At 34.7% G+C, this 27,000-nt stretch carries 32 protein-coding genes, 2 pseudogenes and 1 riboswitch; of the genes and pseudogenes, 18 read left to right on the forward strand and 16 right to left on the reverse strand.

The annotated features are described in order from the left end of the window. Nucleotides 1-111: IS3 family transposase (locus AC1DEF_RS25640; protein WP_477727650.1), on the forward strand; the 111-nt coding region annotated here is incomplete at its 5' end. Nucleotides 112-283: 172 nt separating this feature from the next. Here AC1DEF_RS25640 and AC1DEF_RS25645 read toward each other — a convergent pair. Both AC1DEF_RS25645 and AC1DEF_RS25650 read right to left on the reverse strand, forming a co-directional pair. Then, complete coding sequence (locus tag AC1DEF_RS25645) at nucleotides 284-1,279, reverse strand: DUF3231 family protein (protein ID WP_477727621.1); 996 nt, start codon at nucleotides 1,277-1,279, stop codon at nucleotides 284-286. A 780-nt stretch (nucleotides 1,280-2,059) separates the two neighbouring features. Beyond that, entirely contained in the window at nucleotides 2,060-2,275 is a 216-nt protein-coding gene (locus tag AC1DEF_RS25650; RefSeq protein WP_098804088.1) for a hypothetical protein, read from the reverse strand. Between the two features lie 193 nt (nucleotides 2,276-2,468). Here AC1DEF_RS25650 and AC1DEF_RS25655 point away from each other — a divergent pair, with 193 nt between their 5' ends. Then, on the forward strand, nucleotides 2,469-3,020 hold the full coding sequence (locus tag AC1DEF_RS25655) for a YhcN/YlaJ family sporulation lipoprotein (protein ID WP_055992560.1): 552 nt from the start codon (nucleotides 2,469-2,471) through the stop codon (nucleotides 3,018-3,020). 370 nt (nucleotides 3,021-3,390) lie between these two features. On the opposite strand, the gene AC1DEF_RS25660 is transcribed toward AC1DEF_RS25655, so the two are convergent. Then, a complete protein-coding gene (locus tag AC1DEF_RS25660; RefSeq protein ID WP_477727622.1) occupies nucleotides 3,391-3,570 on the reverse strand; it encodes a hypothetical protein in 180 nt (59 codons plus the stop codon). A gap of 764 nt (nucleotides 3,571-4,334) precedes the next feature. Then, nucleotides 4,335-5,048, reverse strand: coding sequence for a vanadium-dependent haloperoxidase (locus AC1DEF_RS25665; RefSeq protein ID WP_237894396.1), 714 nt, complete (start codon nucleotides 5,046-5,048; stop codon nucleotides 4,335-4,337). Nucleotides 5,049-5,512: 464 nt separating this feature from the next. Between AC1DEF_RS25665 and AC1DEF_RS25670 the strand changes: the two genes are divergently transcribed. The 4 genes from AC1DEF_RS25670 (at nucleotide 5,513) to AC1DEF_RS25685 (ending at nucleotide 8,284) form a co-directional block, all read left to right on the forward strand. Further along, a complete protein-coding gene (locus AC1DEF_RS25670; protein ID WP_471876689.1) occupies nucleotides 5,513-5,692 on the forward strand; it encodes a hypothetical protein in 180 nt (59 codons plus the stop codon). 172 nt (nucleotides 5,693-5,864) lie between these two features. Then, nucleotides 5,865-7,232 (forward strand): NAD(P)/FAD-dependent oxidoreductase, encoded by a 1,368-nt coding sequence (locus AC1DEF_RS25675; RefSeq protein ID WP_471876688.1) that lies wholly within the window; start codon nucleotides 5,865-5,867, stop codon nucleotides 7,230-7,232. Between the two features lie 119 nt (nucleotides 7,233-7,351). Then, on the forward strand, nucleotides 7,352-7,654 hold the full coding sequence (locus AC1DEF_RS25680; RefSeq protein WP_471876681.1) for a hypothetical protein: 303 nt from the start codon (nucleotides 7,352-7,354) through the stop codon (nucleotides 7,652-7,654). A gap of 45 nt (nucleotides 7,655-7,699) precedes the next feature. Next, nucleotides 7,700-8,284 carry an NAD(P)H-dependent oxidoreductase gene (locus AC1DEF_RS25685; protein WP_237894394.1) on the forward strand — a complete coding sequence of 195 codons (585 nt, stop codon included), beginning with the start codon at nucleotides 7,700-7,702 and terminating at the stop codon, nucleotides 8,282-8,284. A 134-nt stretch (nucleotides 8,285-8,418) separates the two neighbouring features. Here the strand turns inward: AC1DEF_RS25685 and AC1DEF_RS25690 are convergent, their stop codons facing one another. Both AC1DEF_RS25690 and AC1DEF_RS25695 read right to left on the reverse strand, forming a co-directional pair. Further along, on the reverse strand, nucleotides 8,419-8,871 hold the full coding sequence (locus AC1DEF_RS25690) for a GNAT family N-acetyltransferase (protein WP_237894387.1): 453 nt from the start codon (nucleotides 8,869-8,871) through the stop codon (nucleotides 8,419-8,421). A gap of 211 nt (nucleotides 8,872-9,082) precedes the next feature. Continuing rightward, nucleotides 9,083-9,868, reverse strand: a pseudogene (locus AC1DEF_RS25695) (group II intron maturase-specific domain-containing protein); the annotation flags it as partial. A 472-nt stretch (nucleotides 9,869-10,340) separates the two neighbouring features. Between AC1DEF_RS25695 and AC1DEF_RS25700 the strand changes: the two are divergent. The 3 genes from AC1DEF_RS25700 to AC1DEF_RS25710 are packed head-to-tail and all read left to right on the forward strand — an operon-like array spanning nucleotide 10,341 to nucleotide 11,491. Continuing rightward, complete coding sequence (locus tag AC1DEF_RS25700) at nucleotides 10,341-10,547, forward strand: helix-turn-helix transcriptional regulator (RefSeq protein ID WP_047933531.1); 207 nt, start codon at nucleotides 10,341-10,343, stop codon at nucleotides 10,545-10,547. Between the two features lies 1 nt (nucleotide 10,548). Then, on the forward strand, nucleotides 10,549-10,989 hold the full coding sequence (locus AC1DEF_RS25705) for a hypothetical protein (protein ID WP_237894389.1): 441 nt from the start codon (nucleotides 10,549-10,551) through the stop codon (nucleotides 10,987-10,989). Between the two features lie 19 nt (nucleotides 10,990-11,008). Next, nucleotides 11,009-11,491, forward strand: a complete 483-nt coding sequence (locus tag AC1DEF_RS25710) for a small multi-drug export protein (protein ID WP_471876679.1) — start codon at nucleotides 11,009-11,011, stop codon at nucleotides 11,489-11,491. A gap of 140 nt (nucleotides 11,492-11,631) precedes the next feature. On the opposite strand, the gene AC1DEF_RS25715 is transcribed toward AC1DEF_RS25710, so the two are convergent. Then, nucleotides 11,632-12,876, reverse strand: coding sequence for a serine hydrolase domain-containing protein (locus tag AC1DEF_RS25715; RefSeq protein WP_477727623.1), 1,245 nt, complete (start codon nucleotides 12,874-12,876; stop codon nucleotides 11,632-11,634). A gap of 539 nt (nucleotides 12,877-13,415) precedes the next feature. Here AC1DEF_RS25715 and AC1DEF_RS25720 point away from each other — a divergent pair. Next, on the forward strand, nucleotides 13,416-13,910 hold the full coding sequence (locus AC1DEF_RS25720; RefSeq protein WP_237894391.1) for a DinB family protein: 495 nt from the start codon (nucleotides 13,416-13,418) through the stop codon (nucleotides 13,908-13,910). Between the two features lie 382 nt (nucleotides 13,911-14,292). Here the strand turns inward: AC1DEF_RS25720 and AC1DEF_RS25725 are convergent. The 3 genes and pseudogenes from AC1DEF_RS25725 to AC1DEF_RS25735 form a co-directional block, all read right to left on the reverse strand. Then, nucleotides 14,293-14,457, reverse strand: a pseudogene (locus AC1DEF_RS25725) (EamA family transporter); the annotation flags it as partial. A gap of 81 nt (nucleotides 14,458-14,538) precedes the next feature. After that, on the reverse strand, nucleotides 14,539-15,393 hold the full coding sequence (locus tag AC1DEF_RS25730; RefSeq protein ID WP_436362873.1) for a malate synthase: 855 nt from the start codon (nucleotides 15,391-15,393) through the stop codon (nucleotides 14,539-14,541). Between the two features lie 731 nt (nucleotides 15,394-16,124). Next, nucleotides 16,125-16,277 carry an FbpB family small basic protein gene (locus tag AC1DEF_RS25735; RefSeq protein WP_081113413.1) on the reverse strand — a complete coding sequence of 51 codons (153 nt, stop codon included), beginning with the start codon at nucleotides 16,275-16,277 and terminating at the stop codon, nucleotides 16,125-16,127. 212 nt (nucleotides 16,278-16,489) lie between these two features. Here AC1DEF_RS25735 and AC1DEF_RS25740 point away from each other — a divergent pair, with 212 nt between their 5' ends. The 3 genes from AC1DEF_RS25740 (at nucleotide 16,490) to AC1DEF_RS25750 (ending at nucleotide 18,258) form a co-directional block, all read left to right on the forward strand. Continuing rightward, a complete protein-coding gene (locus AC1DEF_RS25740) occupies nucleotides 16,490-17,152 on the forward strand; it encodes a sigma-70 family RNA polymerase sigma factor (RefSeq protein WP_061860402.1) in 663 nt (220 codons plus the stop codon). 153 nt (nucleotides 17,153-17,305) lie between these two features. After that, nucleotides 17,306-17,470, forward strand: coding sequence for a hypothetical protein (locus tag AC1DEF_RS25745; protein WP_197672874.1), 165 nt, complete (start codon nucleotides 17,306-17,308; stop codon nucleotides 17,468-17,470). 476 nt (nucleotides 17,471-17,946) lie between these two features. Continuing rightward, entirely contained in the window at nucleotides 17,947-18,258 is a 312-nt protein-coding gene (locus tag AC1DEF_RS25750; RefSeq protein WP_061860403.1) for a hypothetical protein, read from the forward strand. Nucleotides 18,259-18,853: 595 nt separating this feature from the next. Here AC1DEF_RS25750 and AC1DEF_RS25755 read toward each other — a convergent pair. Further along, the gene (locus AC1DEF_RS25755; protein ID WP_061860558.1) at nucleotides 18,854-19,054 is read right to left on the reverse strand and encodes a hypothetical protein; all 201 of its coding nucleotides are present in this window, start codon (nucleotides 19,052-19,054) and stop codon (nucleotides 18,854-18,856) included. Between the two features lie 692 nt (nucleotides 19,055-19,746). Here AC1DEF_RS25755 and AC1DEF_RS25760 point away from each other — a divergent pair. Continuing rightward, entirely contained in the window at nucleotides 19,747-19,935 is a 189-nt protein-coding gene (locus AC1DEF_RS25760; RefSeq protein ID WP_207372267.1) for a DUF4177 domain-containing protein, read from the forward strand. 287 nt (nucleotides 19,936-20,222) lie between these two features. Then, nucleotides 20,223-20,384 (forward strand): hypothetical protein, encoded by a 162-nt coding sequence (locus AC1DEF_RS25765; RefSeq protein ID WP_477727624.1) that lies wholly within the window; start codon nucleotides 20,223-20,225, stop codon nucleotides 20,382-20,384. 385 nt (nucleotides 20,385-20,769) lie between these two features. Here AC1DEF_RS25765 and AC1DEF_RS25770 read toward each other — a convergent pair whose 3' ends face one another. The 3 genes from AC1DEF_RS25770 to AC1DEF_RS25780 all read right to left on the reverse strand — a co-directional run bounded on the left by AC1DEF_RS25770 (nucleotide 20,770) and on the right by AC1DEF_RS25780 (nucleotide 22,739). Further along, nucleotides 20,770-21,795, reverse strand: a complete 1,026-nt coding sequence (locus AC1DEF_RS25770) for a DUF3231 family protein (RefSeq protein WP_237894384.1) — start codon at nucleotides 21,793-21,795, stop codon at nucleotides 20,770-20,772. Between the two features lie 65 nt (nucleotides 21,796-21,860). Then, the gene (locus AC1DEF_RS25775) at nucleotides 21,861-22,355 is read right to left on the reverse strand and encodes a DUF3231 family protein (RefSeq protein ID WP_436362880.1); all 495 of its coding nucleotides are present in this window, start codon (nucleotides 22,353-22,355) and stop codon (nucleotides 21,861-21,863) included. Nucleotides 22,356-22,403: 48 nt separating this feature from the next. Further along, the gene (locus tag AC1DEF_RS25780) at nucleotides 22,404-22,739 is read right to left on the reverse strand and encodes a DUF3231 family protein (protein ID WP_242647228.1); all 336 of its coding nucleotides are present in this window, start codon (nucleotides 22,737-22,739) and stop codon (nucleotides 22,404-22,406) included. 584 nt (nucleotides 22,740-23,323) lie between these two features. Between AC1DEF_RS25780 and AC1DEF_RS25785 the strand changes: the two genes are divergently transcribed. Beyond that, on the forward strand, nucleotides 23,324-24,217 hold the full coding sequence (locus tag AC1DEF_RS25785) for a MarR family transcriptional regulator (protein ID WP_477727625.1): 894 nt from the start codon (nucleotides 23,324-23,326) through the stop codon (nucleotides 24,215-24,217). Nucleotides 24,218-24,398: 181 nt separating this feature from the next. Beyond that, nucleotides 24,399-24,752 (forward strand): hypothetical protein, encoded by a 354-nt coding sequence (locus tag AC1DEF_RS25790; RefSeq protein ID WP_034655903.1) that lies wholly within the window; start codon nucleotides 24,399-24,401, stop codon nucleotides 24,750-24,752. Nucleotides 24,753-25,139: 387 nt separating this feature from the next. Here AC1DEF_RS25790 and AC1DEF_RS25795 read toward each other — a convergent pair whose 3' ends face one another. Together AC1DEF_RS25795 and AC1DEF_RS25800 are read right to left on the reverse strand one after the other, a co-directional pair. After that, nucleotides 25,140-25,679, reverse strand: coding sequence for a DUF1697 domain-containing protein (locus AC1DEF_RS25795; protein WP_237894418.1), 540 nt, complete (start codon nucleotides 25,677-25,679; stop codon nucleotides 25,140-25,142). A gap of 40 nt (nucleotides 25,680-25,719) precedes the next feature. Continuing rightward, nucleotides 25,720-26,238, reverse strand: coding sequence for a DinB family protein (locus tag AC1DEF_RS25800; protein ID WP_207372381.1), 519 nt, complete (start codon nucleotides 26,236-26,238; stop codon nucleotides 25,720-25,722). A gap of 522 nt (nucleotides 26,239-26,760) precedes the next feature. Next, nucleotides 26,761-26,845: riboswitch (cyclic di-GMP riboswitch) on the forward strand. On the opposite strand from AC1DEF_RS25800, the gene AC1DEF_RS25805 reads away from it, so the two are divergent. Continuing rightward, nucleotides 26,826-26,996: an anti-repressor SinI family protein gene (locus AC1DEF_RS25805; RefSeq protein WP_368896913.1), complete on the forward strand. Its 171-nt coding sequence runs from the start codon at nucleotides 26,826-26,828 to the stop codon at nucleotides 26,994-26,996. Its footprint overlaps the riboswitch before it by 20 nt. Nucleotides 26,997-27,000: the final 4 nt, after the last annotated feature.

Raw genomic sequence — 27,000 nt, forward strand, 5'->3', positions numbered from 1 at the left:
GCTCGAAAAGAAGTATTTAAATATATAGAGCTCTATTACAATACCAAAAGAATGCATTCTTCTCTGCATTATCTTTCCCCTATTGAATACGAAAAAGCCTATTCATCATAGTATCTTAACTTAGTGTCCAATAAATATTGACAAGTCCAGTGTCTAACTTTTTGGGTTCAGTTCATGAACAGTAGTCTTTTCTACTTACATGTAATTTTATACGGAGTGATGATTTACATCACCTGTAGTAGTATGCTCCTGGGATTAAATATTATTCACTGAGAATGTTTGTCTAATAATCTAATCTCTTACGGTCATCTGCTTGGGGAGGTTGTTCCATCCACTGATTATCAATCATATCTTTCCCAATACGACTATATATCCATAAGCTATTCAAGGCTGCCTTTTCACAATGGGCTGCAATATCAGCTCTCATACTTGCGATAAGGGCCGCGTTATAATAAGTTACTGCTACACCAAATACGAAACCTGTTTGGAGAAGCATAAGCCGATCTGAAAAAGGAGAAACAGTAGAATTTGTAATCTCTGTATCGCATGACTTAGGTAAATGAAGGTTGTCTTTTGTTAATAGGGATGAAAATATATCAATGTGCTTGTTTTTTACTTGGAGGCTTTTTTCTAATAAAGCTCGTACATTTTGATTTTTTGAAACTTGTGAAAAGCCAAGAATCATCGCTTTCGCAATCATTGTTTTATGTAAATTAAAATAAGTATGTCCAGTTTCTATTGCATTCATGGGTCTCTTCTTACCGAAGACATCTGTTACATAGTGGTATTGTTTAATCAGTTCTACCTTCTTAGGTGTTATATAGGTAGGTGGTTGCTGATAAAGTTGTTTTGAAATAAGCAGGTCCTTAGATTTTTTATAAATCTCCATCGCATCAAGATTACATTGATAATAAAAATCTACAACGTCTTGACGTAGGGAAGTTGTAAAAGATAAGCTCATTTCATTGTGTCCATGTGTGCTCATCATATAGAGGGATTTGAGACACAAAACGTCCGTAAATAAAGGAGGAGCTTCTAAATTTAGATCCTCTTCTGTAAATCCGTTAGGAAGAGGAAACTTTTCTTTTTTAAATAACGCTTTTAAGGTATCTATATGGTTAAGTGAATACTGAAGAGCTGTTTGAAAAAGGCTATGTATTTCAGGATCTTGGATCGTGTGAAGCATATATTTATTTACACATACAGATAATGTTTCACGGGTATAATGTGTCCATAAGTTTGCAATTTCAGGAGATGTTAATGGATTCTTTTTTTGCAATTTTCTGTTCCTCCGTATAAAAAATAATTTTTCTTAGCTTCCCCTCCTTTTAAGCTTTCATACAAGTTAGCTTTTCTTCCAATATTTCCGATAATTCACATTATGTAAACCAGTTCAGTAAAAGATAAATAAAGCTAACTGTATTAGGTTAGCTTTATAATTTCATGACGTTTCTCTATGTGCTTTTCGTTAACTTCGCGATTTTTGAGTATGCTGCCATTTGTAATATCTAGCCCGTGAAACCTTGGCGATGCATACGAGCCAAGTAATTATTGGTATGAAATTATGTTGTATATATGAGCATACTAACAAGGTGAAAGGGAGGTTTAAAACAATGACAAAGCATACTAAAAAAGGTGGAAGTAATACGAAGCAAAATAAAAAAAGCCAGCCGAAACACAAAACGAGCAACAGCCAAAATGGACAAAATGGTTATCATTAAGCATTTATGGTAAACAAAAAAAGCCTAACATATCAAGGACTCTTTTGCTTGCTTGGTTCCGAAAGCAGGTATTATGTTAACTGAATTTGTATATCGTATACAGTCTGAAAAGAGAAAAAACCTACTGTCATGGGGTCAGTCCCCATGTTCAGTAGGTTTTTCTGTTGCGTCCTTTTATCAAATATTATGCTTAATTTCCACTTTTTAAGACTTCCGATAAAATTCAGTATGTTAACTAAATTTATATGCATTATATTAAATGGAAAAGCTAAATAGAAATGCTTTTTTATTAAATCTAAACTTCCCACTTATACGTTGTAGAGAAAGTATGCTTACTTTTATTGGTTAGATAAACCGTTTTTCATTTGGCTTCTACTCGTCATTGTTTGCATGGTTGGTGCCCCTGGTTTATTTCCATTTCCTCTTATTATCCAAATCACTAAAGTCCCAATTCCTATGCTTAAAAGTGACAGTAGCATGCCTCTGTTATTATTTTTCTTCCCAAATAGGCCATTAACATTAAATAAAGAAGTTAGCTGCTGTACATTATTCATTATGCAAGTCCCTCTTTGATAAGTGTTTGAAAGAAAGCTTTCTTCCAACATCTTTATTTTTTGCCGTGGTTACGTATATATACTCGGAAAATGATGCTATCACTACTTGTATCTTCAAATTATTTCCTGTAATTATTTTAAAAACAAGGTAAACCTTAATACATATATGACTAGTAGAAGGAGTGAAAAAGGAATGAAGACAAAAAAGTATGTACTGGGACTCTTATCAGCTATTTTATCAGTAGGTTTTCTTTTTGGTTGTAATGATAAAAAAGATGAAGCTGAGCCTGATCCAACTGAAGAACCGTCTGAACAAAAAGCTCAAAATACTCGTGACAACAATGATCTACGAGACGTGGGTTTTCAACCCGACGGTGATCAAAATAATAATGTAGATAATAATAATCAGACACGATTAGAGGTAGCTGATAAAGCTGCGGATCGTATTGCTAAATTAAATGAAGTAGACACTGCAAATGTGATTGTTACAAACCGAAATGCATACGTGGCTGTTGTTTTAAAGAATGAGGCAAACGGAGAAGTAACCGACCGTTTAAAAAAGAAGATTTCAGATCAAGTAAGAGCTACAGATAAGGATATTCGAAACGTGTACGTGTCATCTGATCCTGATTTTGTGAATCGTATGGAAGGGTACGGAAATCGAATTAATGAAGGTGCGACAAGAAATGGCCTATTTGAAGATTTTACTGAAACCGTTAAAAGAGTATTCCCTAACAATCGTTAAATAAAAATGATGAGATATAACAAAGCAATTTTTTATGTTTTAAAAGAGAGGCCTCCTTATAGATTAAGGAGGTTTCATATATGCTTATCTCTCCATTATACGAAATGACTTAATAGTTATTTTTCGTTCCTTTCTTGCTATCATAAGAGTATTGATCATGTAGTGGGTTTTTCTATAAGGTATGTAATGGTTAACGCTATTTTAACTAAAGTGAGTTAATAATTACATATATATTATAAGTAATTTAGTTTATATTAATCTTTAAAGAATAGATAAAAAAACCCCCTATGCCTAATTTAAAGGTTGGGGGTAATTTTTTTATTATCGTGGGAAATAGGATAAAAGGTCGGTGATACCTTGAAAAATTCTTTTATTCTTTATCGTTTCTCAGTACAGCATCAGAAACTATAGAGACATCTCCAGTATAATATCTGTGTGGATAAGAATCAGAAGGCTTTATTACAGGCTCTTTTTGAGGTTCAACCAGTTCAGTTTCATCTATACTATTATTTAATGCCTTTTCTGAATCATTCGATTTATTATCAGTCATATAAAATCTCTCCTTTTTAATTAAATAATGTTCATTAAGAATAAGTTTTTTCAATAACATGGACACAGATGTTATTTCCGTTTGATGCTCCCCTACCCCTTCCCTGTATTTAGTATATATTCCAAATCTCTATTTATTAATTTTTTAAAAATATGAAGGATTCATTTATACCTATAAACTACATTATGGTAACTAAGAATGTATGGAGTATACACCTTGAAAATAGAAAAAAACCTATCTCTTCCCAATCCACAAAGAGGTAGGTTTTTTCTGCTCTATTGCTAAAGAATTATCGTAGAGGCCTCACGGCGTCTTGGGTAGTTTGCTCTTTATAAATAAATTTATTCATTCACAAAAAGTAGTTTGTGTTTGAGAAAAGTTAGGTATGTACTATGTACTATGTACTTCTTTGAATAAGTATCTTTTTATTTCTCATGGTTCACATAGTCAAAAATCGTACGATTAGCAAAGTGAGCTTAACTAATCGTACGATTTTTATGATCTATATTTGATGAACAGATTAGTTTTCTTTTTACAAAGTACATTATAAAAAAGAAAAGTGAAAATATGATGAAAATATAATGAGTTATATAATTAGTATAGCTAGTCTAAAAAAAGCGAAAAATCACTGTTTCCGTCAGTGATTTTTTTTGTTACCAGTATGCTATACATACTCCGATGTCTTTTCACATCGTGAGTAGTTTACTTCAGTTATAAAAAAATATTCATAGTGGTTAAGTTACATATAATTATTAGGCTTCTTATCAAATGGTGTTTAAGTTTTGTGACCTCATTAGTTTTACGATTGTTTCACCAATTTGCCTTCCCAATCTTAAACCTTCATCATTGTCTACTTTAAAATGTACCCCAGCATACAAACGAGATTGAGCACTTTCTTTCATCAAATTTTTTATTCTTGCCGACTCTGAGGGGAAGAAATAACTTAATAATATTTCTGAACATCCTGCAATAGTAGCATGGGCAGAAGGATAAGATGGAAAACGAGGAGTAATCAACACGGTAGACAAATTTCTCCCGTATTGATTTGGTCGTGCTACACCCCATAGATACTTTAAAAACCATGTGATTACGAATGTATCGTTTATAGCAGCATTGGAATACCCTAGTGCTCTGGCAATAGTAGGTGATCCTAATTGATATTTTTCACCTAAATCGAAAATCATTGCAGTAATTTTTGCACATAATTCACCTGTACCCCAATACTGCGCAATTTGTATTTGTTGAGGAGTTAGGGATTTTAATGTTTGTTCTACTAGAAAAAGTTCTGTTTGCCAATTAATATCATTAGGGTTTTTGATTCTCCAATTGATAGGTTGATGAAAAGGATCTAAGAAATGATTATCTCTACTTTTTGATAAAAAAAACATTGGCCAATATCCTGCTTCTGAAGAGCCTTGAGGAGGGTTTTTCTCTCCGTCATAAGGGTGTTCATTCCATTTTCTATAACTTGCTCGCATCCGTTCCAACTCCTTACAGAATTTATTTCTCTTGTTCTTTATGATTAAGAATAATAAAATATGTCAATGTCTTATTTTAGAAATAAACCCCTGATATTACTTACTCAATTTATAGAAGAAAGAATGTATATCATATGTAGATTAAAAACAGAAAAAACTATTTATTACATATGTACAAACTACTTATCATATATTTTCAAAGGGTTTTTCCCTAGAAGATGATAGGAGGTATTTAGATGTTTATACATGATTTTATATTTAAAACGGTGTACGATTTAAACAGCAGTGATTTTTTAAAAAAGAAAGAAAAAGCCTAGTCAATGTTCACAATAATAAAATTTAACTTTCCAACCAGCTATTAGAATCATAATTCTAATAGCTGGTTTGTTCCTGTAACGGTGACTATGTTAACTAGAAACAAAGGTATATGTTATTATATTCCAGGAGGCGAGAGAATTTTGAATATGGGCTTAGGAGTTATGTTAATATTTTTTGCAATTATATTTATTTTATGGGGGCTATTCTCACGTAAGCAAAAGAATAGAATTATAAGTAGTGCATTGTTGGTGGTAGGAACAGTTGCCTTATTTACAAGCATTCTATTGTTAACTGGGATATATGATCCATATGCTATATCATATTAAATAAAAATCAAATAGGCAGAAGTTCTTTATTTTAAAAGGACTTCTGCCTATTTGATTTCCGACTAGAAACTTTTGATTTTATGAGAAGTTCATTTCAAAGGTAATTCTTATGAAGTATAATAAAATAAATTTCACATGGTATTTTATGCTAATTTAGATTGAGGGGAGAATCATATTGGAGAAAGCAATAGTTATCGGAGGAAGCATTGCTGGGAAACTAGCTGCTAAAGCCCTATCACATACTTTTCGGCAAGTAATTGTTCTAGAAGCTGGGGAAAAGTGCGAGGAGAAAGCCCCTAGAAAGAGATTGCCTCAAAGTTATCATCCTCATGTTTTATTAAAAGGAGGAGAACAAGCAATTGAGAAGTTGTTCCCTCACTTCTTTAATCAATTAATCGAGGATGGCAGCGTTATAAATAACTTTACAAAAGATTTAAAGTGGCACCATTTTGGTTCCTGGAAAAAACGATTTTTAGGAGAATTAGAGATGATTCAACAAAGCCGCCCTATGTTAGAGTGGCATTTGCAACATCGTATTGAACAAATTCCTAATATTACAACCGAGTATGAAACAAAGGTCGAGCAACTACTATTAGATCATCAATGTAATAAAATATCCGGGGTACGAGCGCGCTCCCCTAAGACAGGAAGCGAAAAAGAAATTCTTGCAAATGTTATTATTGATGCTAGTGGGTTTGGTTCAAAGAGTGTAGAGTGGCTAAAATCATATGGTATAGAAGTTAAGGAAGAGAAGGTTGGGATTAAGCTTTTTTACGCGACCAGATTCTTTCGTCTGAAGAATCAAGACCGACCTGACTGGTGTAATCTTCTAATCTCTCCTAGTTTCCCTGATAACCCTTATGGTGCATATATTCAAAGGATTGAAGGGAATCGTTTTTCTATCACCTTTAGTGGTTATGCTAACGAAAATGCACCAAGAACAACTGAGGAGTTTTTCTCTTATGCACAAAAGTTACCTGTACCTGATGTACTTCATTTCCTAGAACAAGTAGAACCAATTTCAGAAATAAAAATACATGCAATTCCTTATCAAGTACGTCGACGCTTTGACCTTGCCAATGTTCCAGAAGGTTTCTTAGTGGTTGGAGACGCTCACTGTCGTTTTGATCCGGTATTTGGACAGGGAATATCTGTTGCTGCTATGGAAGCCTTAGAGTTGCAACGCTATTTTGGGAATTTTGCATATCCTAATAAAAGGTTTACCAAAATACTTCACAAGAGATTTTCTACTCTTATTGCAACTCCATGGGATATGGCAATTACAGAGGCATTTCGTCATCCCGATATTAATGGGGAGAAACCTTTCATACAGCCGATTAAACAATGGTATAGTAAGAAAGTTTACCAGCTTTCAGCTTCTGATCCTGAGATTTACCTTAGATTAGTTAGAGTGATGAATTTACTACGCCCTCCTTTACATCTTTTCCATCCTAGAGTTGGAGTCGCTATATTGACCAATCGGAAGAAAAAAAGTAAGAAACAAGTAAATAGTCCGAAATCAGCTCCCTATGAAAATTGATATACGGATGTTGGGTTCCATATGGAAACGTAATGAAAATTTTCATATGATAGACATTATTGAATATATTACAAGCAACTCCAAAATTCCAAACAATTACATAAAGGAGAAAATTTAATATGAACAGGCTGTTAATTTTGACGATAGCTTCGGAAATGTTTCTTTTGCTATCTTTTCTGATCATTTTACTAACAACCGGAAAGACAAAAAGGAGTATTTTCTTGATACCCTTACTTATTATTGGAGGCTTCCCACTTCTCTATTTAGCTATAGACCATATGAACAGCGACTATGTGGACGCTAATATTGGATTGGGTCTTGCCTTTATGTTTACCTGGATATATAGTGCAATTGCCTTTGTCGTTGCTATTATTCTCATAGTAAGAAGAAAAAGAAAGAATAATATTTCAAAAGAACAGTAATGTTGGTTCTGGTGTAAGAAATCCAATATAAATGGAGGAATATGAATGAAACACCTTGTTGTATATGCCCATCCACATCCAGAAAGTTTTAATTATTCTATAATGGAAACCATTGTTCAAGCCTTAGAGAACAATGGTCATGAGGTTGTTGTGAGAGACTTGTATGCATTAGATTTTCAGCCTGTACTGAAACCTGAAGATACGGATGCTATGAAATCTGGCCATATCCCAGATGATATTAAAACGGAACAAGAATTCATTACTCAATCAGATGTAATAACATTTATATATCCAATTTGGTGGGCTGGTCTTCCTGCCATTATCAAAGGCTATGTAGATCGTGTATTTTCTTATGGCTATGCGTATGCTTATGGTGAGGAAGGAATTATTCAGTTACTCAAGGGTAAGAAAGGTTTGATAATTAATACTCACGGTGCTCCAAAAGAGATGTATGACAAAATTGGAATGACAGCTGGGTTAAAAATTACATCAGATGTTGGGATATTTGAGTTTACAGGAATTGAACCTATAGATCATTTATTGTTTGGAAATGTCTCTGAACATCTTGAGGAGTCAGTGCTGAAGGAAATGCTAAAACAAATTAAAGAGAGAATAAATTCTATTTTTTAGAAGGATACAAAAATGACTACAAATAAAAAGAGATCCTTATTTATTTTAGGGCTCTCTTTTTTATTTACTACTGATATTTCACATTATGTAAACATAACATAATGGATTTTCCCGGTATCAATGTTAGAAGTTATTCAAATAATATATTTTCTAAAGGAAGAGAGTGTAAGATGTTCATCAACTTTGACTTCCTGTAACTTACGGAAGCCATTCTTTAAATAGAAATTAATGGCCGGCGTATTTTTAGCCCCCGTTGTTGTTCTCATTGATTTCACTCCTTCTATCGTTTCAACAAAGTCTAAAAGCTTCTGAGCTATGCCTTTTCTAAAATGCTCTGGGTGCACAATTAATCGATGTAAATCGACCTCAGTTTTATCTAATTTGAACGATATAATTCCACATAACTCTTCTCGTAAGTAATAAGCAAAAAAAGTTTCTTGGCATTGTTGTAACGAATCAATGGTATCTATTAATGGTGGAAGATCATAATAACCTATAATCTTTGCCTCAACCAAATAAGAAGGAATTTGAATACTCAATATCTCAGTTGCTATCTTTCTGTTCTTGATATCAAGTCTTTTAATCATAAATCATTCTCTCCTTATTTTTTTATATTTAAATAATACCATTATTTTCATTTTAATGATAAGTAGATCACTATTTTTCTATGAATACAGTATTCAATCTTAGTTAAGTTGGGTAGGCAGGCACTCTCACGAGCGCCCGCCCCCCTAAGAACCGTACGTGACAGATTTCCCGTCATACGGCTCAAGCCTTCTTTTTATCCGAACAACTTATTTATTTAATACATGGTACATGTACTAATTTAGCAAATTTACCTGTAGAAACCTCTAGGTTTCGCACTGTAACTTTCTCTCCATTTTGTAGAGTCTGCTTACACAATGCACAACGATATCCTTGTTTTCTTGCGAGTTTCATCCTATCCAATGTATTTTCATTATTAAAGACCTTACGGTCTCGTTTTTCCCAATACTCTCTTAGACTCGGATCATCTGGGCTGTTTTTATAGGCTACCATGACATGCCGTTCTATCTTAATCCAGGACATCTTTAACAATTGAATGTTAGTAAGTGGACATGTGAGAGTCCATTTATCATTCCCTCCATGGTTGGGCTTCTTAAAATAACGTTTGGTAATCCATTTCCACGACTTCTTTGGATGTAGTCGTTTAAGGTGTTTTGTTATTTTGAGGAATAAGTAATTATCCATATATCCAAACGTCTTTTTAGAAACGACATGTTTCCAATACTGTCCGTAACCACGAATAATTGGATTTAAAACACGTATTAGTTCTTTTATTGGTCGTCCTCTCATTACTGCGAACGTATCTTTTATCTTATTTTTTGCCTTTTTAATGCTGTCTCTGCTAGGTTTGATTAGTAGCTTATTGCCTTGTTCCGTCTTGTATTGACGCAGCGAGAAACCGAGAAAATTAAATCCGTTCTCAATATGTGTAACTCTAGTTTTCTCTTTACTAAGTGTAATTCCTCGCTTTTGTAAGTAAGGAATGAGTTTCCTATACATGCTTTCAGCCTTTTCCTTCGTTTCCGTTACGATGACAAAGGGCTTACCAAGTTTCGCATCTTATAGATACGACGAGGTTAGGTGGGTTCTTTACTCCGGGCAAGATACGGGACGCGTCACAGCAGCTTTATGAATCTGCTTTTCCTCTTGCCAATACCCAGGCAATTCTGTGCACTATCCTAAGCTAACACTTACGAAGCTTACAAACCTTCACTAATGTTCACCATACTCATCTTCCCCTAGCAGTGTTCCGAGTCGTGCACTGACTCTCTGTTTCCGCATTTCCTCATGCAACCCACGAGCCCGTTACCAGGCCCGCAGTTTTGGACGGGGATAGTTTTTGCGTCTAAACCAGTGGCGTGAGCCACGCTATATAAAAGCGACTTCTTGTCGCACCATAATCCATATTATAGGAATAAAGCTATATCGCCTAAAATGCAAACTATCCTTTACATTTTGCAAATGATAACTTACAATTAAAAGTAAATAATTGGATAAGGAAGGCTTCTAAATGCTCAGAAATAGAGTTCGTGAATTACGTGCCCGTTTTAAATGGACACAACAAGACTTAGCTGATTCAGTCGGCATTACAAGGCAGACAGTTGGTTTAATTGAAAAAGGAGATTATGCTCCTTCTGTTGCCCTAGCTTTAAAAATCGCCAAATCATTTAATGTATCTGTTGAAGACGTATTTTACCTGAAGGAAGGGAAGGAATAACATGCTACAACGTATTATAAGATCCCCATTCATACCTATGAGTATGTTTCTTTTAATCATTATATGTTTTACCATTTCTACTATGGATTTTTATCCAAATCAATCTATGTTAGCTAGAATGGTGTTTTTAGCCTTAATTGCTATAACACTATGCTGGACAGTATTGGCGCAATTACATAACCGTAAACATCCCCATGCCCGCATTAATTCTTTAGGGCTAATCCCCCCGGAATTTCAAGAAACAGATGAAGGACAACAATGGATTACTTTTAAAGCTTGCAGGAACGTATATATTTATTATACGTATGCCTTACCTGTAATCGCAGGTATCTGTTTTCTCTTCTCTACTAGTCGCTTTATTCCGTTACTAAGTATAGGAGCTTTGGGGTTAGGACAGTACCTTGTATATTGGTTAACTATACGCAAGCTAAATCAATTTTAAAGATGCGAGGAGAAAAGAAATGAATCTATTAGAATGGGCACAAAATGCAAATAGTGTATGGCAATATCTCGTTTTATTTTTGCTGGCCGTAGCTCCATGGATGGATGTATCTATTATTGTTCCACTTGGAGTTATATGGGGATTGTCACCCATTGGGGTTGGGGTAACAGCATTTATCGGTAATCTTCTTTTGATTTTATTGCTAGGGCTATTTTTTAAACAGTTTTCAGCATGGCGAACAAAAAGAAGAATGAAAAAAGGGATTACGGGTCCAACTAAAAAAGAAACAAGGTCAAAGAAGATATGGGAAAAATACGGCATACCAGGATTAGCTTTGCTTGCTCCTATTTTAGTAGGAACAGATATTGCTGCAGTACTTGCTCTAACTTTCGGATCTTCGCGTCGACATGTAATAGGATGGATGACAACTAGTTTAGCAGTATGGACCATCGTATTTACTATTTGTTCGATATATGGTTTTAGCTTTTTTAACTTGATCTAATCTTTATAATATAAATCTAAATTAAATGTATACTCTATACACCCTTAGTTACATAATGTGAATTATCGAAAATATAAATATTAAAAAGGCCTCTGCTTCCTAGCAGAGGCCTTTTTTATAAATGAACTTCGGGCTAGGTGTTAGTCTTCGATTGCTTGGTAGACCATGGTCCAGAAGTCGTGGATAACCCTTGCAGAATCCGCAGTGGACATCCCAACCTGAGTGAGCAGCATTCCGGTTACCTGGTTGTTTGGATCGGCGTAGGTAGAAGTGCCACTTCCTCCGTCCCAGCCAAATTGGCCGAGGGGCGCATAGTCACCACGGTAAGTACGCACCGCCATCCCCATACCCCAGCCGCCGTGCTGCCCTTGTCCGAATGAAATATGGACGTTATTAGCAGCCATAGTGTTTCGGGCAGCTTGTTGCTCGGACGTGAGGCGGTTGGTAGTCATTAGCTGAACGGCAGGTCGGGACAGGATTCGTCTGTTCCCATGCATGCCGTGATTCAGCAGCATTTGGAAGTACGCGTGATAGTCATCAACAGTTGAGACCAGTCCACCACCGCCGCCTTGGAACGCCGGAGGTTGATTATAGCGTCCTCCCTTAGCTTCGTCCCACACGGTAAATTCTCCAGTCTTTGGATCAGGGGCATAGAGGGGCGGAAGCCGGTCGATTTTGTTACCAGATACATAGAAGCCGGTGTCCTTCATCCCTAGAGGTTCAAAAATGCGTTCTCTCAAAAATGTTTCAAATGACTGTCCTGTGACTCTAGCAACGAGTACACCAAGTAGGTCGTTGCTAATGTGATACTGCCAGCGCTCCCCGGGCTGGTACATCAACGGAAGTGTACCAAGACGGCGCATCCATTCATCTGGCTCAGGCATAGGCTCCGGTAGATCAGGCGTGAGCCCTTGTTTGAAGATCTCCCCCATAATAGGGGTGCCTAACAACGTTATATCCATGCCAAGTCCGAAAGTCGAAGTCAAAATGTCCCGTACGGTAATCGGTCGCTGCGCTGGTACAGTATCATCTAAAGGTCCATCGATTCGCTTCAGTACCTGTCGGTCAGCTAGTTCCGGCAACCAAGTCTCTACCAGGTCATCTAACCGCATCCTGCACTCATCGAGCAGGATCATTGCCGCCGCAGCCGAAACTGGCTTAGATGTCGAAGCCATCCGGAAAATCGTGTCCCGGCGCATAGGTGAGCCACCTTCATGGCGCATTGTGCCGATCGCTTCGACATGTGTCTCGCCGTACCCACTAACTAGAGCGACGAGCCCTGGAATCTTTCCAGACTCAACGTGCCGTATCATCACATCGCGCATTCTTTTCAAGCCTTTTTTGGAGAATTTACTCTTGCCTTGTTCCATTGTATTTTTTCTCATTTGTTTTCCCTCTCTTTACGTTTTTATCAGCCCTATATGTTCTACAAATTCTCTGCTGTTATTTATGCTTGAAAGCCCTTTGTCACTCTATCAAATCTATTTCTTTTCGCATATAAATATAACTGTTCCTTAAGTTTTATACGTAAATATATAACTGTTCGATGAGTAAGCGTTAGAATTCTAAAACACTCAAATAAGGATGACGATCCTGTGTGGTTTTATTAAAGAAAGCAATGATAGTTTTTAACAAAATCAAAAACCTACATGCAAGATGTAGGTTTACATAATTCATGTTACAGAAACCAAAAATCCCTTTAAATAAACAAAAATATATTCTTCTAATGTAAAAGTATATAGTTTTCATTTGTTAAACAAATGAAAGGTAGTGGTTGAATGAAGAAAGGAAAATAACTACATATAAGAGAATGTATGTTAGTGGAAAGAAAATAGATTTATGACATTTTCAGCAAGGCACCTTTACATAATTTTAATTTTTCTTGTGAATAAATCGGAAATTTTTTGTAAAGGGGATGGAAATCATGTTTCACGCGAAGGATGTTTTAGCCGACCAGTTGTTAGCAAATGCTAATGACCCTAGCTGGTACCAGCCATTTTCAGCTTCAATTGAAAACTTGTCAGAAGAAGAGGCTTTATGGAAGCCTAACAAGGATAGTCATAGTATAGCTGAGATTGTGCAACATCTACTTTACTGGAATGAAACATGGCAAATTAGATATCAAAAGTCTCATGTCAATGCAGTACCTTCTATAGAAAATAATAATAAAAGCTTTATAATTGCCGAAAATCAACCATTTGATCATTTAAAAAATCGACTATTAGAAGTCCTGTTACAATGGCAAGAGTTATTAACTGAGGAAAAAGTCGAAAGAGATGTAAAGGGTTTTTCCGAACATGTAAAGTGGTGGGAGGTACTTGGAAATTTAACTACTCATAACGCATATCACATTGGTCAAATCATTTATATTCGGAAACTACAAAAAAGTTGGAAAGAAAATGGTGGGGAGGAGGATTAATCGAATTCGATAATTGATGTATCTGAATGAAATGGAGCATAAAGTTCTCCTTTCTTATGTAGAACATATTATTTAGCAAGGGCTCGAAATGTTAATAAATCAACGATGTATAAATGTTGAATTTAGGCGAGCCCTTATGCATCAATGGCTCGTTTGCTTGCTTAGGTTCCTAGAAAATCCATTATGTTAACTAACTTTGTATATCCTATACAGCTTAAAAAAGAAAACCCTACTGTTGAGGTCAGTAGGGTTTTCGGGTGATAGATAAAAATAAGTTGTAGATGCCTCACGGCGTCTTGAATAGTTTGCTCACTATATAAGAAAATATTCATCTTGGGCAAGTTACATAATACTAGTCCATACTATTTTCTTAAGTTTTAGACAACCCTGTTAAAATAGGTGTTGTTGCCAAAATTAAAGCAGATGTTGTTGAATCAGCTATTTGTAAGCCTCTAAAAAAGGACCATTGGTTAATAAATACACCAAAAACACTAAGAAAAATAACTGCAAGAAGATCTGCTTTATTTACACTCTTATTAGCAAACAGAGCCAGGCACTGTTCGCCATTAGTGATGGGTGGGAAAAATGTGTAAGTCCCCTATCATTCTTATTATCTTTGAGCTAACGTCTAAATACGCGTTAATGCGCCATTAGGCTTTGGTAACTCTTCAGCTGTTATCAGATTCATTTTACAAAAATGTTCAAAAAATTGTTGTGCCTGCTCTCGTTCCTTTGGGTCACTTTTTAATGAAACTATATCAAGCAACATTTGAGCCATCCATGAATTATCAAAATAACGGTATTTACCTGTATTCCATGTCATTTTTTCTGGGAATTTTCCGTTTTCATAATATTCCCAGAAAAGCATCTGATCCGATTCCTGTTCTGTAAGTTGAAGTCTGTATTTTGAATGAGCAGGAATATATCCATCTTCACAAAGCTTACCGATAAAATCTTCATTCACCATATAGACACCTAAGATACGTCTGTCTTTTTCAGGCATGCTGGAATCTATTGCTGTTAACAAGACAGCGCTATTTTGGTGCAAGCGGATAGGTTTGGTTGGCTTCCCCTTGTTATTACCACTTTTTATTACGCCTGAAAAAACCTTCCACTCTGAAAAAGAACTATTCTGTTCTTCTGTGTCACACCAAAAAACCACTTGTGATTCGGGATGAAGTTTATGATTTTTCATAAGTTTTTCATGTCCCCAGCGAAGTTCCTGTTTTTTTCGTTGTAGTTTTTTTTCCTCTTCCTTCTTCCATTCTTCCTCCTTTCGTTTCATTTCCTTTTTTTGTATAATTTTTTCGAGTGAATTAGCAACCCTTTTATCATGCAGTTTTAGGTGCTTTCCAAATACATCGGGGAAAACAAACTTTTTATTTTCCGATGCGAAATGTATTTCAATACTAGAATCATTATATTTAACTATACTTCCCATACCAAAACGCTCGTGTGTAACTTTCTTATTGATTAGATTCATTATTCTAGGCCTCCTTGTAGAATAAAAACTCGGTTACTATTAGATAGTAAATTGATAATTTTATTCAACTAACTTATAACTTACCTTTAAAGCTCACACAACTATTTGAATTTTTCTTCGGTTTAAACAAGGATATTGAAAAAACGTATCCATAATTCTATCTGTAAAAAAATACGGCGGAATTCGGAATACGATCAAAAAAACATTTATAAGACTATTATAACATTTTTTTAAAAAAATCACAACTTTTCCATTGACAATATATTTTAATTTGAGGTAAAATATAGGTTTATTCTCTGTATAGATAGAAATATCTATGAAATAAAGGCCTCCAAAAAGTCGCGAAACTTCTGGAAAGCCCCCTATAAATAACCACTTGATTACCGGATACGTTGCATGGCTTAATTAATCGAATTGATGTAAAGGCAGATGGCGGACCCATTATCGCTTCACTGCCCCAGAATTTGAAAAGAAGCAGGTTATTCCCTTATCGGGAACCTGCTTCTTCTTTTAAAACTATCTGCGATACTACCTCGACATGTGCAGAGTGTATGTGGCAACATAAGGGTGCTGGTCGGTTTGACATGGAATGCTGCTTAGTAGTGCTGTTTTTTTTGCTGTTGAACTTTCTCGTGAATGCATAGATAAGGTAAAGAAACGATGGAATAGCCATCATCATACTGATAGGAAGATATAGAGGATAAAAGCCACTGATCTCATATGAGTGGCTTTTATCCTTTGTTTTTTGTGACTTTTTGTTTCATGGCATGCTCATGCCGATAGTCAATGCGTTCTTCAATTTCATCCATTAGTCTTCTATCTTGTTGGATCTTGTTTTTATTTTCATTAATGAGATTTTGAAATGAGGGTTTCAGCTTTCGCATAAAGGCACTTCTCTCTTTTAGATATTTGTGTATGAATCAGATGTAACTATAATGAATATATATAATAAAGCAACATATGAGGCTGTATGGAATGTCTCCTTTTTTTTTACCTAAATATTCTTTTTACTCTTTGTTTTTTCGACATTTTTTATACCTTCTCTTTTTTATAATGTAAAGTACACAGAAAGCATAGGACAAGAGGAGGAACGCAGATGAACATGTTAGTTGATGTAAAACCAAGAGAAAACAAGACTATCCTAAGTGATGAAGAGATCGTTCAGGAGTTTCAACAAGGCGACGACGATGCTTTCAATGTACTAGTAAAGAAATATGAGTATTTAGTTTGTTTGAAGGTAAAAATGTACTTCCTATTAGGAGGAGATCGTGAGGATCTCTTACAAGAGGCAAAGTTAGGATTATATAAAGCTACTCGTGATTTTAAAATAGAAGGGAAGAGTTCATTTAGAGGCTTTGCGGAGCTATGCATTACACGTCAACTTATTACAGTGATAAAGGCAGGTAATCGTCAAAAACATTCGCCTTTAAATAATGCTCTTTCTTTAAACATATCTAGAAATTCAAAACGAGCAGAAGACGACATAACCCTTATGGAGATGCTTCCCCATCCCCACGCAGTAAGTCCGGAAAAGGCAGCTGTAGAAAGCGAGAATAAAAGAGAGAGAGAACAAATCTTGCAAGAAATATTATCAACTATCGAACAAGATGTATTTTCTTTGTACATGAAGGGACAAACATATATGCAAATCGCTAAAAACCTACATCTTCCTCAAAAAACAGTGGATAATGCCCTTTACCGAATCAAGAAAAAGATGAAGAATCAAATGAAATACCTTTATTTACAGGAATCATCCTGACAACCACGGAATAAAAGAATTAAGTTGCTATAAGCGATTATGTCTAAATGGGTAAAACACCTGTTACGTAGTATTTCTTTTTCTTTTGTGTGTTCTTTTATTTATAATAAAGACAATGTTGAGTAAGCTAACAGAAGGTGATGGGTGATGGGAATGAAGAAACAACAATGGAGTACAACGTTTAATGATACAAAAGAAACTATACAATCTATTATCTACGTATGGAATCCCCTTTGTTTACATGCTTCGGTCATTGAACGAAACCTTCGAAGAACGGTTCCAGCTTCATCTAACTGTTCCATTTTAATACTATTATGATGATTGTAAGCATATCTTTTTTTATCTTTGTGTAATGGCTCTCTGTATTGGTTACCCACTCGAGGTTACTAACGTAATTACTGGTTTTTATCCCATCTTTATGGTTAACCTGTCGCTTATGTAAAGGATTAGACAAGTCAAAGAAGGAAAGATTGCGGATTTAGAAAATATATCTGGCTCATTAGACGATGATGACTTAGAAGAATATAGCGATTTTTAAAAGTAAAGCCACTAGAATACATTCTAGTGGCCTCCTTTTTGCGTTTTACCGTAAACATTTAGGAAAGAGATACTAGCTTTTTATGATAACTAAGATGAAATGCTTTTTACAAAAGTAGCTATAAACTTTTGAATTCAACTGTTTTATACTAATAAAGTAAAAACGCCAGTTCTTTTGCTCTACAATTTGGCGACTCTGGTAAAATAAAGAGTGCTATCTTAGATTATTCAAAATTAACTTTTAGGGAGAAACAACGATGGGTCTTACACACAATGATTTAAAAAGTATGACAAGTGAAGAAGGACAAAAACAGTTACTTGAAAGGAATCTTGAAGCCCACAGAAACAGGAAGTGGATCGTTAATTGCATTTGTGTTATCGCTCCAATTGTAGCCATACTGTGCTTCTATCTTCAATTACCACAAGCTGTAGTTATTACTGTAATCCTATTTTTTATATGTGCTATTACCTGGATATTACACAGAGCGTTGGATAAAAAAATGGAGCTACGTTTAAAACGCTTTAAACAAGAGAAAAGAAAGAGCACAATTAAGTTGTATCGATCCTAAAATCTCTTATATGAACTTCTCATAATAAATTTAGAAGGTAGGCGAGTCCTTGCGTATCAAGGGCTCGTTTTGATAATTTGTTCCTTATATTGTGATTATGTTAAATAAGAGTGTATATAATATACACTAATTTTTTGAAGGATATACTAATATAGACAGTGTGCATGGAGCTTTCATACAGTTAATTCATATAGATTATAGACGGGGAGAATGTGGAGAAGAAAAAAGAAACAAACGTGTTAAAGGATGCAGCTAAGTCTTTTGCATTAGGTTTACTGGGAAGAGATTCCTGGTTCAATTTCACAAGTGGTAGTGTATAATGAGACTACCTTGTAACAAATTCTTTTTTATCACACAGATGCTCCTGGCAGAGCGTCTTTTTTATTTATCCCTACATGGGAGCAACCGAAAGCTAAGTCGTTATAAGTCACAAGTGTGACTGTGGTGTTGGAATCGAAGCGTTAGGATCTCCCCTTAAACTGTGAGTAATAAGACCGCCTTTTACACATTTACCACACTTTCAACCTTCACCGACTTCAAAGCCTCAAAGATACCTTCTTTTATGCTTTCTACATGCTTTTTCAGCTCATCTAGACTAAATTGCATCACTCCTCTTGATTTCTTTCTCTATGAGAGCGTTAAAAGCTCCATCAAGAGTGGTGTAATAACCGATTTGTTTGAAACCCACTTCCGTTGTTACATTGCCTTGCTTATCCTTTTTGAGATACTTTTTATTTAAGATGATGTTAAGTGCATCCGATGTGATTTTATAATTTTGACCAACCATGATTTCCATTGCTATCTCTCCCTCAACAGCCTTTTTCTTGGCTTTAGAGATTTAATTAGTTCTTTTCTAAATGAGCTACCGCAATAATATTTTTTCACAGCATACAATTTGAATATTTTACATTAATAGACTAATAAGACAATCTTTTGATTTTTTTGCAACCATTCCATATATTCGTATATAATGTAATCTTTAGTACATAGCACAAGGAGTAACATAATGAATAGACGTACTAAGAATAAACGATCATTTGGATGTCTTGTAAGTTTCATAGTTTTATATATTGTAGTGGGTTTAATATACATTACAATCACCAACTTATAACAAAGGGTTTGTCGAAACCTTTTGTCTTCTAATAGTCTCTTGTCTTGAAATTTTTTCCTCATAATTATTATCAAAAGGTCCCCTTCCCCTCCCTTAATCGCTTATTTTTCTTCTTCAACTTAGATATTTCACCTTTTAAGTACGATATTTCTTTATTCGAATCTCCTAATGGTTTCTTTACGGATATATTTAATGACTCGAACAACGGCTTTAACTTTGGAACACTAACTGTTTGTTGATGGTCAAATACTTTTTGAAACTCAGCCTGTGCTTCCTTGTACTTCACGGTTATCCTCCAATTAAAAGGAGTCAAATTCATCATCTTTTGAAACCTTTTCCAATTTTAACCGTAGTTATTAGGAAAGGGGGGCTAGAATATGAAAGAATATCGTTTTGAAAAAATTGAACTAAAATCCTTCTCGCGTGATCCTAAAGAGGATTATCACGAAATTATTCATGAGGCTGCAAAGGATGGATGGGAATTAGTTCAAATATTCGCTCCTGGCACTGCTTCGTATGGTACTGCCGCATATTTTGAAATCATTTTTTCTAGAGAAATCGATTAAATTGATGGGAAGGGACTAATTGAATCTATCCCTTCCTTCTTTATTTAAGTAGCACCATTTTCCGCGCTATCGTCAGACTCTTCAATCTTCTCTTCTGACACTCCTTCAGAGGCTGAAAGGTCTAAAAACTCTTCTTTTCCTTTTTTTTAGCTTCAACAGGTGTTTCTGTTTGCTCATCTTGACTGTTTTTACATTCCTTTCACTTCTCAGCTAAAGGAGCAACCTTAGCGCGGTACTGATCGACTAACTCAACAATTGTTCTAGAAGAGATATTTATTTCATTAGTAATGGTAGTGTTTTTTGATCCAGATATGAGAGAAGAAAAGGCTGATAAAACAAAAGAATTTACGGATAAAGAAATCATTGATCATTTACCTGGAAAAAAGAAGCTTCCTAATGCTGATATTGAAGAATTAAAAAAAGCAGCCAAATATAGAGGATTATTATAAAAAGAAAACCTTTAGAAACTATTTTCAGGGGCTTTCTTTTTTTTGAGCCAAAAGAGTACCTATAAAGTCCATTATGGTGCGACAAGAAGTCGCTTTCTTACAGTGTAGCTAACGCTACTCATCTAGACGCGGAGATGATCTCCATCCGAACCGGCATGCTTGGTAACGAGTCTGTCGGTTGCATGAGGAAATGCGGAACAGAGGGCAAATGCATGGCCCAGAATACTGCTAGGAGAAGATAGGTATGATAAACGAAAGTGAAGGGGCTCTCTCGCCGGTTGGCACTCAAACACGATTGTTCGAGTGCCAAGAGGGTCTTCGTATAAAGACATTGTCAATTCCTTAATGCCTCCCGGCCCGCCTACCATTGACAACTGTGTAGTCCCTACTTTGAAGATAAGTCTTCTCTATCCGCAGCTTCGGGTGGTGTTTCCATCCATCCGTTTTCTATCATGATATCAGCTGCATCATTAACAAATCCTGATATATCCTTTAAAAAATTTGCATACATTAGCGCTAAATCGCGTCTTCCGTTTACAGCTACTGAATTTCCAAAGTTTCTTACTCTCATCGAAAACATGTCCATTTTATGAAATACCATTAATTTATCGGAAAAAGGAGAAGATGTTGAAGTTGTCACTAAATGATCAATTAATTCCGGAGAAGGCAAGTTATCATCGTGAAGTTTTTTTATATAACCTTCAATCGCTTTACACGTAAGTTCTTCTCCTTTTATAAATAGCTCTCGAATCTTTTTCGTTTTTGTAACTTGACTAAATGCCATTACTAAGGCTTTGCTTGCCACGTTAGTCTCTAGATTATCGTATAAATGGGCAATTTCTAATGCATGTAAAGGTCGAACATCTCCAATAAAACCTTTTAAATAATTTTTGTGTGCTATATTTACTTTTTGTGGTGTCGGAATAATAGGCGATTTAATAACCAACCCTTTATTTATTGAAATATCTTTGATCTGTTCCCCCAATTTTATAGTTGATTCCATACAATGAAGAGAAAATTTTCTTATATCCTCTCTATACATTAACGGTATTCCTACACTGTAAAGACTAAGTCCTACTTTAGTTACATATCTTAAATAATGTACATAGAACTCGTCTTCAAATAATTTTGGAGCATCAAGATTAACATCTTCTTTTGTAAAACCATGTGGAATAGGAAAGTTCTCTTTTATGAAAATATCTTTTATGGTTTTCTGAAATTCTTTACTTAAGTTTAGTGCATTTTCCAATAATTTTTTTATATCTTGGTCTTCAACATGTTGAAGAAAGTAACTTAGAATACATGTAGACATGCTATTGCCCATATATGTTGCCCAAAGTTTTCCCAGTTCTGCAGCTGTTAATTTTTCATTGAGATTTGATTTTTTCGCGCCTAGTTTAATTGGTTTCATTTATAATCTCCTAAGCCTATTTTTTCTTAGGTTTATCATTTAAATAATATATATTCTTTTAATCCTTAATTATTAGGTAATTCCTTTCGATCACTTGCTTCGGGTGGTTGCTCTAACCATCCTCTTTCAATCATAATATTTCCCCAACTTGTAGTAAGTTTTAAATCTCTTAGAATAGATGCCTCACAATGTGTTATTACATCTACCCTCATACTTGCAGCCATAGCATTGGAGTAATATACCATTGCTAAATTAAACATAAATCCTGCATGAAATAACATTAATTTATCTGAGAAAGGAGCCGTTTTAGAATTTGTAACTTTTGTATCTAATAAACTTGGTGAATGAAGGTTTGCTTCATGTAGTATCGAAGAGAAAATACCGATATGTTTATTACATAAATTTAAAGCATCGCTCATAAATTTATGTACTTTTTTATCCTTAGTTACTTGCTGAAACCCAAGAATAATCCCCTTTGCTGCAATACTCTTTCTCAAATTAAAGTATATATTTGCAGCCTCCATCGTATTTAAAGGTCTTTTCTTCCCCAGTATATCCATCGCATATCCTAAGTCTGTAATGAATCCAATATTTTGTGGTGTAGAATACTAAAGATCCCTTTCATAAATTCCCTTAGATAAGAGAATATCAATTGATTTATTATAAACGTCCATCGCATCAATATTACATTGATAGTAATGATCTCGAATACCTTTCCGAACTGAGCCACTACACGACATCCCATGTTCCGATAATCCATGAATCGTCATATCATGTATGTACTGTAACCAAAAGGAATCTGTATATAAAGGAGGAGCCTCCAGATTTACATCTTTATCCGTGAAGCCATTTGGTAGAGGGAAATTCTCGTTATTTAAAAGCTTTGTTAACACTTTGAGGTGCTTTGCAGATAATTCTAAACAAAATTCAAAAAGAGAACGAATTTCAGAATCTTTGACGGTTGCTAATACAAATTGCCATTATTTCCCGAATATACTGTACCCACAGGCTTGTAATTTCTGAGGAAGTTAATCTACTGTCGTTTCTGCTCAAATTTGTTACCTCCGATAGGATATAAATGCTACACAATAGATTATCCTGATATTTTACATTTATGAATTGTGGTAACAAATCGCATTCATAGTAAAGACCACACACTATTGAACTACCTCCATTGCTAGACATAAAAATTTAATGAAGGTATAAAAAGGTACATCCTTTTAGACAAATGTACGTCGAAATAAAGGTTAAATAATAATTGACTTTCTGTGATTTAGAAAGGTAATATCTAAGTACTTTATAGCTTTATAAAGAGAAATTTATATTTATTTGTCCATGTGAAAATATGATATAGTATATATATATACCTATAATACGGCATACTATAACTAATCTAGATAATCACAAATAAAAGCACTACTAATCCATAAAATATGAATATCATCAAAGGCGTTAGTACAGGTTACTAACGTCCTTTTTACTGTCTTCTTCACTTTAAGATTTCTACACGCACTGGAGGGAGATAACATTGGGTAAAAATCAAAAGCTATGGACCAAGGAGGAAGATTTATTCCTTAAAAAGCAATATGGACAGATGACGTTCCAAAGAATTGGTGAACACTTAAATCGTAGCAAAGAATCCGTTAATAAACGGATTATACGATTAAACCTTCGGAATGAAGAGAATTGCTTACATAAAAAATGGACAACGGAGCAAGATACTTTTTTAAAAGAAAACATTGATATCATGAATAATCGTGAAATAGGAAATCATTTAGGTAAGAGCCCTTCTTCTGTTGCTACTCGTATTAAAATATTAAAACTAACACGAAGAAAAACACTGCGTAGATGGACGGAGCAAGAGGATGAATATTTACTAAAATATTATGGATCCAAATCTCTTGGACACATATCCAGACGACTAAAGCGAAGTATACCTGCGTTAGAGTCTAGATTAAATCGCTTAGGTGTATATGGAGTAAGGGCCCATACAGGAAATATTACGGTGTATGAACTAGCAAAGTGCCTCCAAGTTGATGTTCATACCATTTATAACTGGATTCAGAATAATAGATTGCCTTATAAAATGACGAGGGCAAGAACACGGAACTTTATAGGAATCGATGTATTGGCTTTTTGGAAATGGGCTGAACAGAATAAAGAACTTCTTAACTTTTCTAAGATACCTAGAAATACTCTAATTCCAGAGCCTGATTGGGTAAAGAAACAAAGAAGATGTGATTATTCTAATCGCCCTAAACATGAAAATAAAAAATGGACAGAAGAAGAAGATGCTCGTCTATGGTATATGTTCTACGAGGAAAATCGCACACAACAAGAAATCGGCCAACTAATAGGACGATCAAGGCATGGGGTTCAACGAAGATTAAACCGATTACGCAAAAAGAAATTGACCAGTTAAAATCCTTGTCCTTTACTTCTTTTAAATTATGGGTATATTCATTTCATAAATTCAAATAGAATCACTGGGAAGAAGTTCTTTGTCCTTTTTGTTTAAAAGTAATTACAAACAGAAGATTTAGTTGTAAAATTCACGATTATGATTAATAATTAGTCTATCTTATATAGAAGAGGTGATGAAAATGGTAACAGAAGATTTAACTCCATTTACTTTAGTTAAAGACTTAATTGTTTTACCAACACCTTGTAATGATGTTGTCTACTATCCTGCTAATTTAGCTACCTTAGGAATTCAAGGGAAATACTCTGTTTTCCAAACTTTAAGTCGTAAAAGTGGCCTAGCTTATATAGCTATTACTCAACCTGATACAGCTAAATTTATATTAGCTGGGTCTAGAAATTCAATGAATGAATTATATCAATCTATTCCTTGGCCTGATTATGAAATCACGAATAAAGACCATACGTTTTATTATAAAACAGCTCCCTCATTCCAAGCATTAAAAGATTATTTTAATAATCTCAAGAAACAATAATTTATTGTACGGATGGCAGTACAAGAAAACCTTATTCCAGATGAATATTCATAACAAAGACCGCCCATTAATTTTAGTGTATCAGAACTCTACAAAATGGAGAAAAGGTTACTGGACGAAATCTAGAAGTTTCTACAGGTAAAGCTGTTAAATTGGTACATGTACCTTGTATTAATTAAAAGAGTTGTTTGGATAAAAAGAAGGCTTGAGCCGTATGACGGGAAATCTGTCACGTACGGTTCTTGGGGGGGAAGGCGTCCGCGAGGACTCCTTTCTACCCGACTTAAGTAGAAAAATTGCCTATTTTTCCGCAAGATACATAATAAATAACTAACACACTCTTCGTATTAGTTGAACAACGAAATTATAAGGATTTCTTCAAACTACTTATTGTATTTCATTTACCATAGTTCCGAGCTTTTTAATGGTTTTCCAATTGCGAGATGTTCCTGGAACACCTACCTTCTGAAGTTGAGCAGAAAGCTTAGAATGCCGAATGCTTTGTTGCAAATATAAATAAATCTCTCTGCCCCTTATGCAACATTGCTCCATCTCGCTTTTATAGTCGAGTAAATGATTTATGCATTCCTTAGAAGGTTCTTTAGCTAACAACGTTATATGTACACTCTCCCCTTCCGATAACGAGTTAACTGGATAAGGGCAATTGTTAATAATTTGTTCCCATTCTGAACCTGTTCTTAAGATAATAATGACAGAAAAACCGAAAGCACTTCTAATCTCTTGCTCCATTTGTTCTTCTAATTGTTCTGCATTGCTTTCAGAATGAAATATTACATTTCCACTTTGAATGTAGGTTTTAACTTTATCTAATCCCATGTTTGTTAATACGTTCTTTAATTCTTGCATCTTTATTAATTTGTGTCCACCTACGTTAATGCCTCGTAATAAAGCAATATAAATAGTTATTTTTGGCACCTCTTTTGTTTTATTTCATTACTTTAACATCTTAATCGTTTCGTAATTCTCTAAGTAATTGGAAAATTTGACCTCTATGATGAGATTCATGTTCAATCAAATGGTAAACAACCCACTCAGGTGTAACGTCGTAATGTTCAAGTACTCTTGGTTTACGCCAATCTGTTAAATCCATTGAACGAAAGTGATAAAGAAATACTTCTCGCACCTTATTAAGACGGTAAAAATGTTCCTCTAAACTTTGTCCTTTAATGTGGGTTAAAGAGCCATCTTCAGAACTATTTTCTAATGGAAACAACGACCGTATTTCGGAATCCCATTCAGTAACAAGAACCTCATTATATAACCAATCTGCCTCGATAAATGCAATGTGATATAATAGTGAGCTAATCGTTTGTCTTTCATCAATTTTTGTATCAAGCATACATTGGCTGATGCCATTTAATTGTGTTAGAAGAGTACGGCGAACATCTTCTAAACACCATAGCCATCGGCCAATTTCTTCTTTATATGCTGGTAATGAAAATACCAGTAAAGCTCTTTTTCCCAATGAGATCACTCTCCTCTTAAGTAAAGTACTTACATTCTATAAAAAAGAGATGTTTCCTTCTTTCAAATAAGATTCTTTCACCTGTTCCCCATTCTATGCAACCAAAAATAAAAACTATGTATTTCATACGCAACAAAAACGACCAGTTTTGTTACTGATAACTCAAAAGTACAATGAATCTCTAAAACCCTAATATCAGTGTAACAAAAATATGGAACATTATTATTTGTAACATTATGTTTATTTCGGTGCTTTTGTTATATTGATTCATTGAGGATACACTACATCATCTATTATTAAGGCTGTCCAATGTAGATGGTCCAAAAAGGTACACCTTTTTAGACGGATTAAAAATACTAGGCCTTATTGTACGCTTGTTTTACGTCTCTTCCCAGCTGATAACTCTCAGCATTATTTTTGGAGTTAGAAATAGTTGTTTAATTCAGAAAATAATTATAGGAATACTTATTTTGACATACTTCAACATCCATTATGTAGTAATATTTTATATAAATATACACATTCAGATAAAGGCAAACTAGTTGAAAAGCTAGGACGCAAAGCTACAGGTCTAAAGTCAATTGACTATGACAGCTGAGCCTCCTGAAAATCTGGAGGAATTTATGTTTATGGACAGTAAAAAAGAAGTAATAACGTCACATTTAGACCAAGAATGGATTAGACTTATCCAAGAGGCTAAGGAAGTAGGGTTATCGGTTAAAGAAGTAAAAGCATTCTTAGATAATAAACAAACCTAGTGAT

The sequence above is a fragment of the Priestia sp. 10L35 genome, assembly GCF_056395685.1.

Coding starts and splice junctions, on each gene's coding strand:
- AC1DEF_RS25670 (WP_471876689.1), top strand. CDS start 5,513: ATGGGCTTAGGAGTTATGTTAATATTTTTTGCAATTATATTTATTTTA.
- AC1DEF_RS25660 (WP_477727622.1), bottom strand. CDS start 3,570: ATGACTGATAATAAATCGAATGATTCAGAAAAGGCATTAAATAATAGT.
- AC1DEF_RS25710 (WP_471876679.1), top strand. CDS start 11,009: ATGAATCTATTAGAATGGGCACAAAATGCAAATAGTGTATGGCAATAT.
- AC1DEF_RS25680 (WP_471876681.1), top strand. CDS start 7,352: ATGAACAGGCTGTTAATTTTGACGATAGCTTCGGAAATGTTTCTTTTG.
- AC1DEF_RS25775 (WP_436362880.1), bottom strand. CDS start 22,355: ATGGATATACTGGGGAAGAAAAGACCTTTAAATACGATGGAGGCTGCA.
- AC1DEF_RS25715 (WP_477727623.1), bottom strand. CDS start 12,876: ATGAGAAAAAATACAATGGAACAAGGCAAGAGTAAATTCTCCAAAAAA.
- AC1DEF_RS25805 (WP_368896913.1), top strand. CDS start 26,826: ATGACAGCTGAGCCTCCTGAAAATCTGGAGGAATTTATGTTTATGGAC.
- AC1DEF_RS25700 (WP_047933531.1), top strand. CDS start 10,341: ATGCTCAGAAATAGAGTTCGTGAATTACGTGCCCGTTTTAAATGGACA.
- AC1DEF_RS25750 (WP_061860403.1), top strand. CDS start 17,947: ATGGGTCTTACACACAATGATTTAAAAAGTATGACAAGTGAAGAAGGA.
- AC1DEF_RS25735 (WP_081113413.1), bottom strand. CDS start 16,277: ATGCGAAAGCTGAAACCCTCATTTCAAAATCTCATTAATGAAAATAAA.
- AC1DEF_RS25765 (WP_477727624.1), top strand. CDS start 20,223: ATGGTAGTGTTTTTTGATCCAGATATGAGAGAAGAAAAGGCTGATAAA.
- AC1DEF_RS25655 (WP_055992560.1), top strand. CDS start 2,469: ATGAAGACAAAAAAGTATGTACTGGGACTCTTATCAGCTATTTTATCA.
- AC1DEF_RS25745 (WP_197672874.1), top strand. CDS start 17,306: ATGAAGAAACAACAATGGAGTACAACGTTTAATGATACAAAAGAAACT.
- AC1DEF_RS25770 (WP_237894384.1), bottom strand. CDS start 21,795: ATGAAACCAATTAAACTAGGCGCGAAAAAATCAAATCTCAATGAAAAA.
- AC1DEF_RS25690 (WP_237894387.1), bottom strand. CDS start 8,871: ATGATTAAAAGACTTGATATCAAGAACAGAAAGATAGCAACTGAGATA.
- AC1DEF_RS25790 (WP_034655903.1), top strand. CDS start 24,399: ATGGTAACAGAAGATTTAACTCCATTTACTTTAGTTAAAGACTTAATT.
- AC1DEF_RS25705 (WP_237894389.1), top strand. CDS start 10,549: ATGCTACAACGTATTATAAGATCCCCATTCATACCTATGAGTATGTTT.
- AC1DEF_RS25720 (WP_237894391.1), top strand. CDS start 13,416: ATGTTTCACGCGAAGGATGTTTTAGCCGACCAGTTGTTAGCAAATGCT.
- AC1DEF_RS25650 (WP_098804088.1), bottom strand. CDS start 2,275: ATGAATAATGTACAGCAGCTAACTTCTTTATTTAATGTTAATGGCCTA.
- AC1DEF_RS25755 (WP_061860558.1), bottom strand. CDS start 19,054: ATGGAAATCATGGTTGGTCAAAATTATAAAATCACATCGGATGCACTT.
- AC1DEF_RS25760 (WP_207372267.1), top strand. CDS start 19,747: ATGAAAGAATATCGTTTTGAAAAAATTGAACTAAAATCCTTCTCGCGT.
- AC1DEF_RS25730 (WP_436362873.1), bottom strand. CDS start 15,393: ATGAATCTAATCAATAAGAAAGTTACACACGAGCGTTTTGGTATGGGA.
- AC1DEF_RS25685 (WP_237894394.1), top strand. CDS start 7,700: ATGAAACACCTTGTTGTATATGCCCATCCACATCCAGAAAGTTTTAAT.
- AC1DEF_RS25665 (WP_237894396.1), bottom strand. CDS start 5,048: ATGCGAGCAAGTTATAGAAAATGGAATGAACACCCTTATGACGGAGAG.
- AC1DEF_RS25740 (WP_061860402.1), top strand. CDS start 16,490: ATGAACATGTTAGTTGATGTAAAACCAAGAGAAAACAAGACTATCCTA.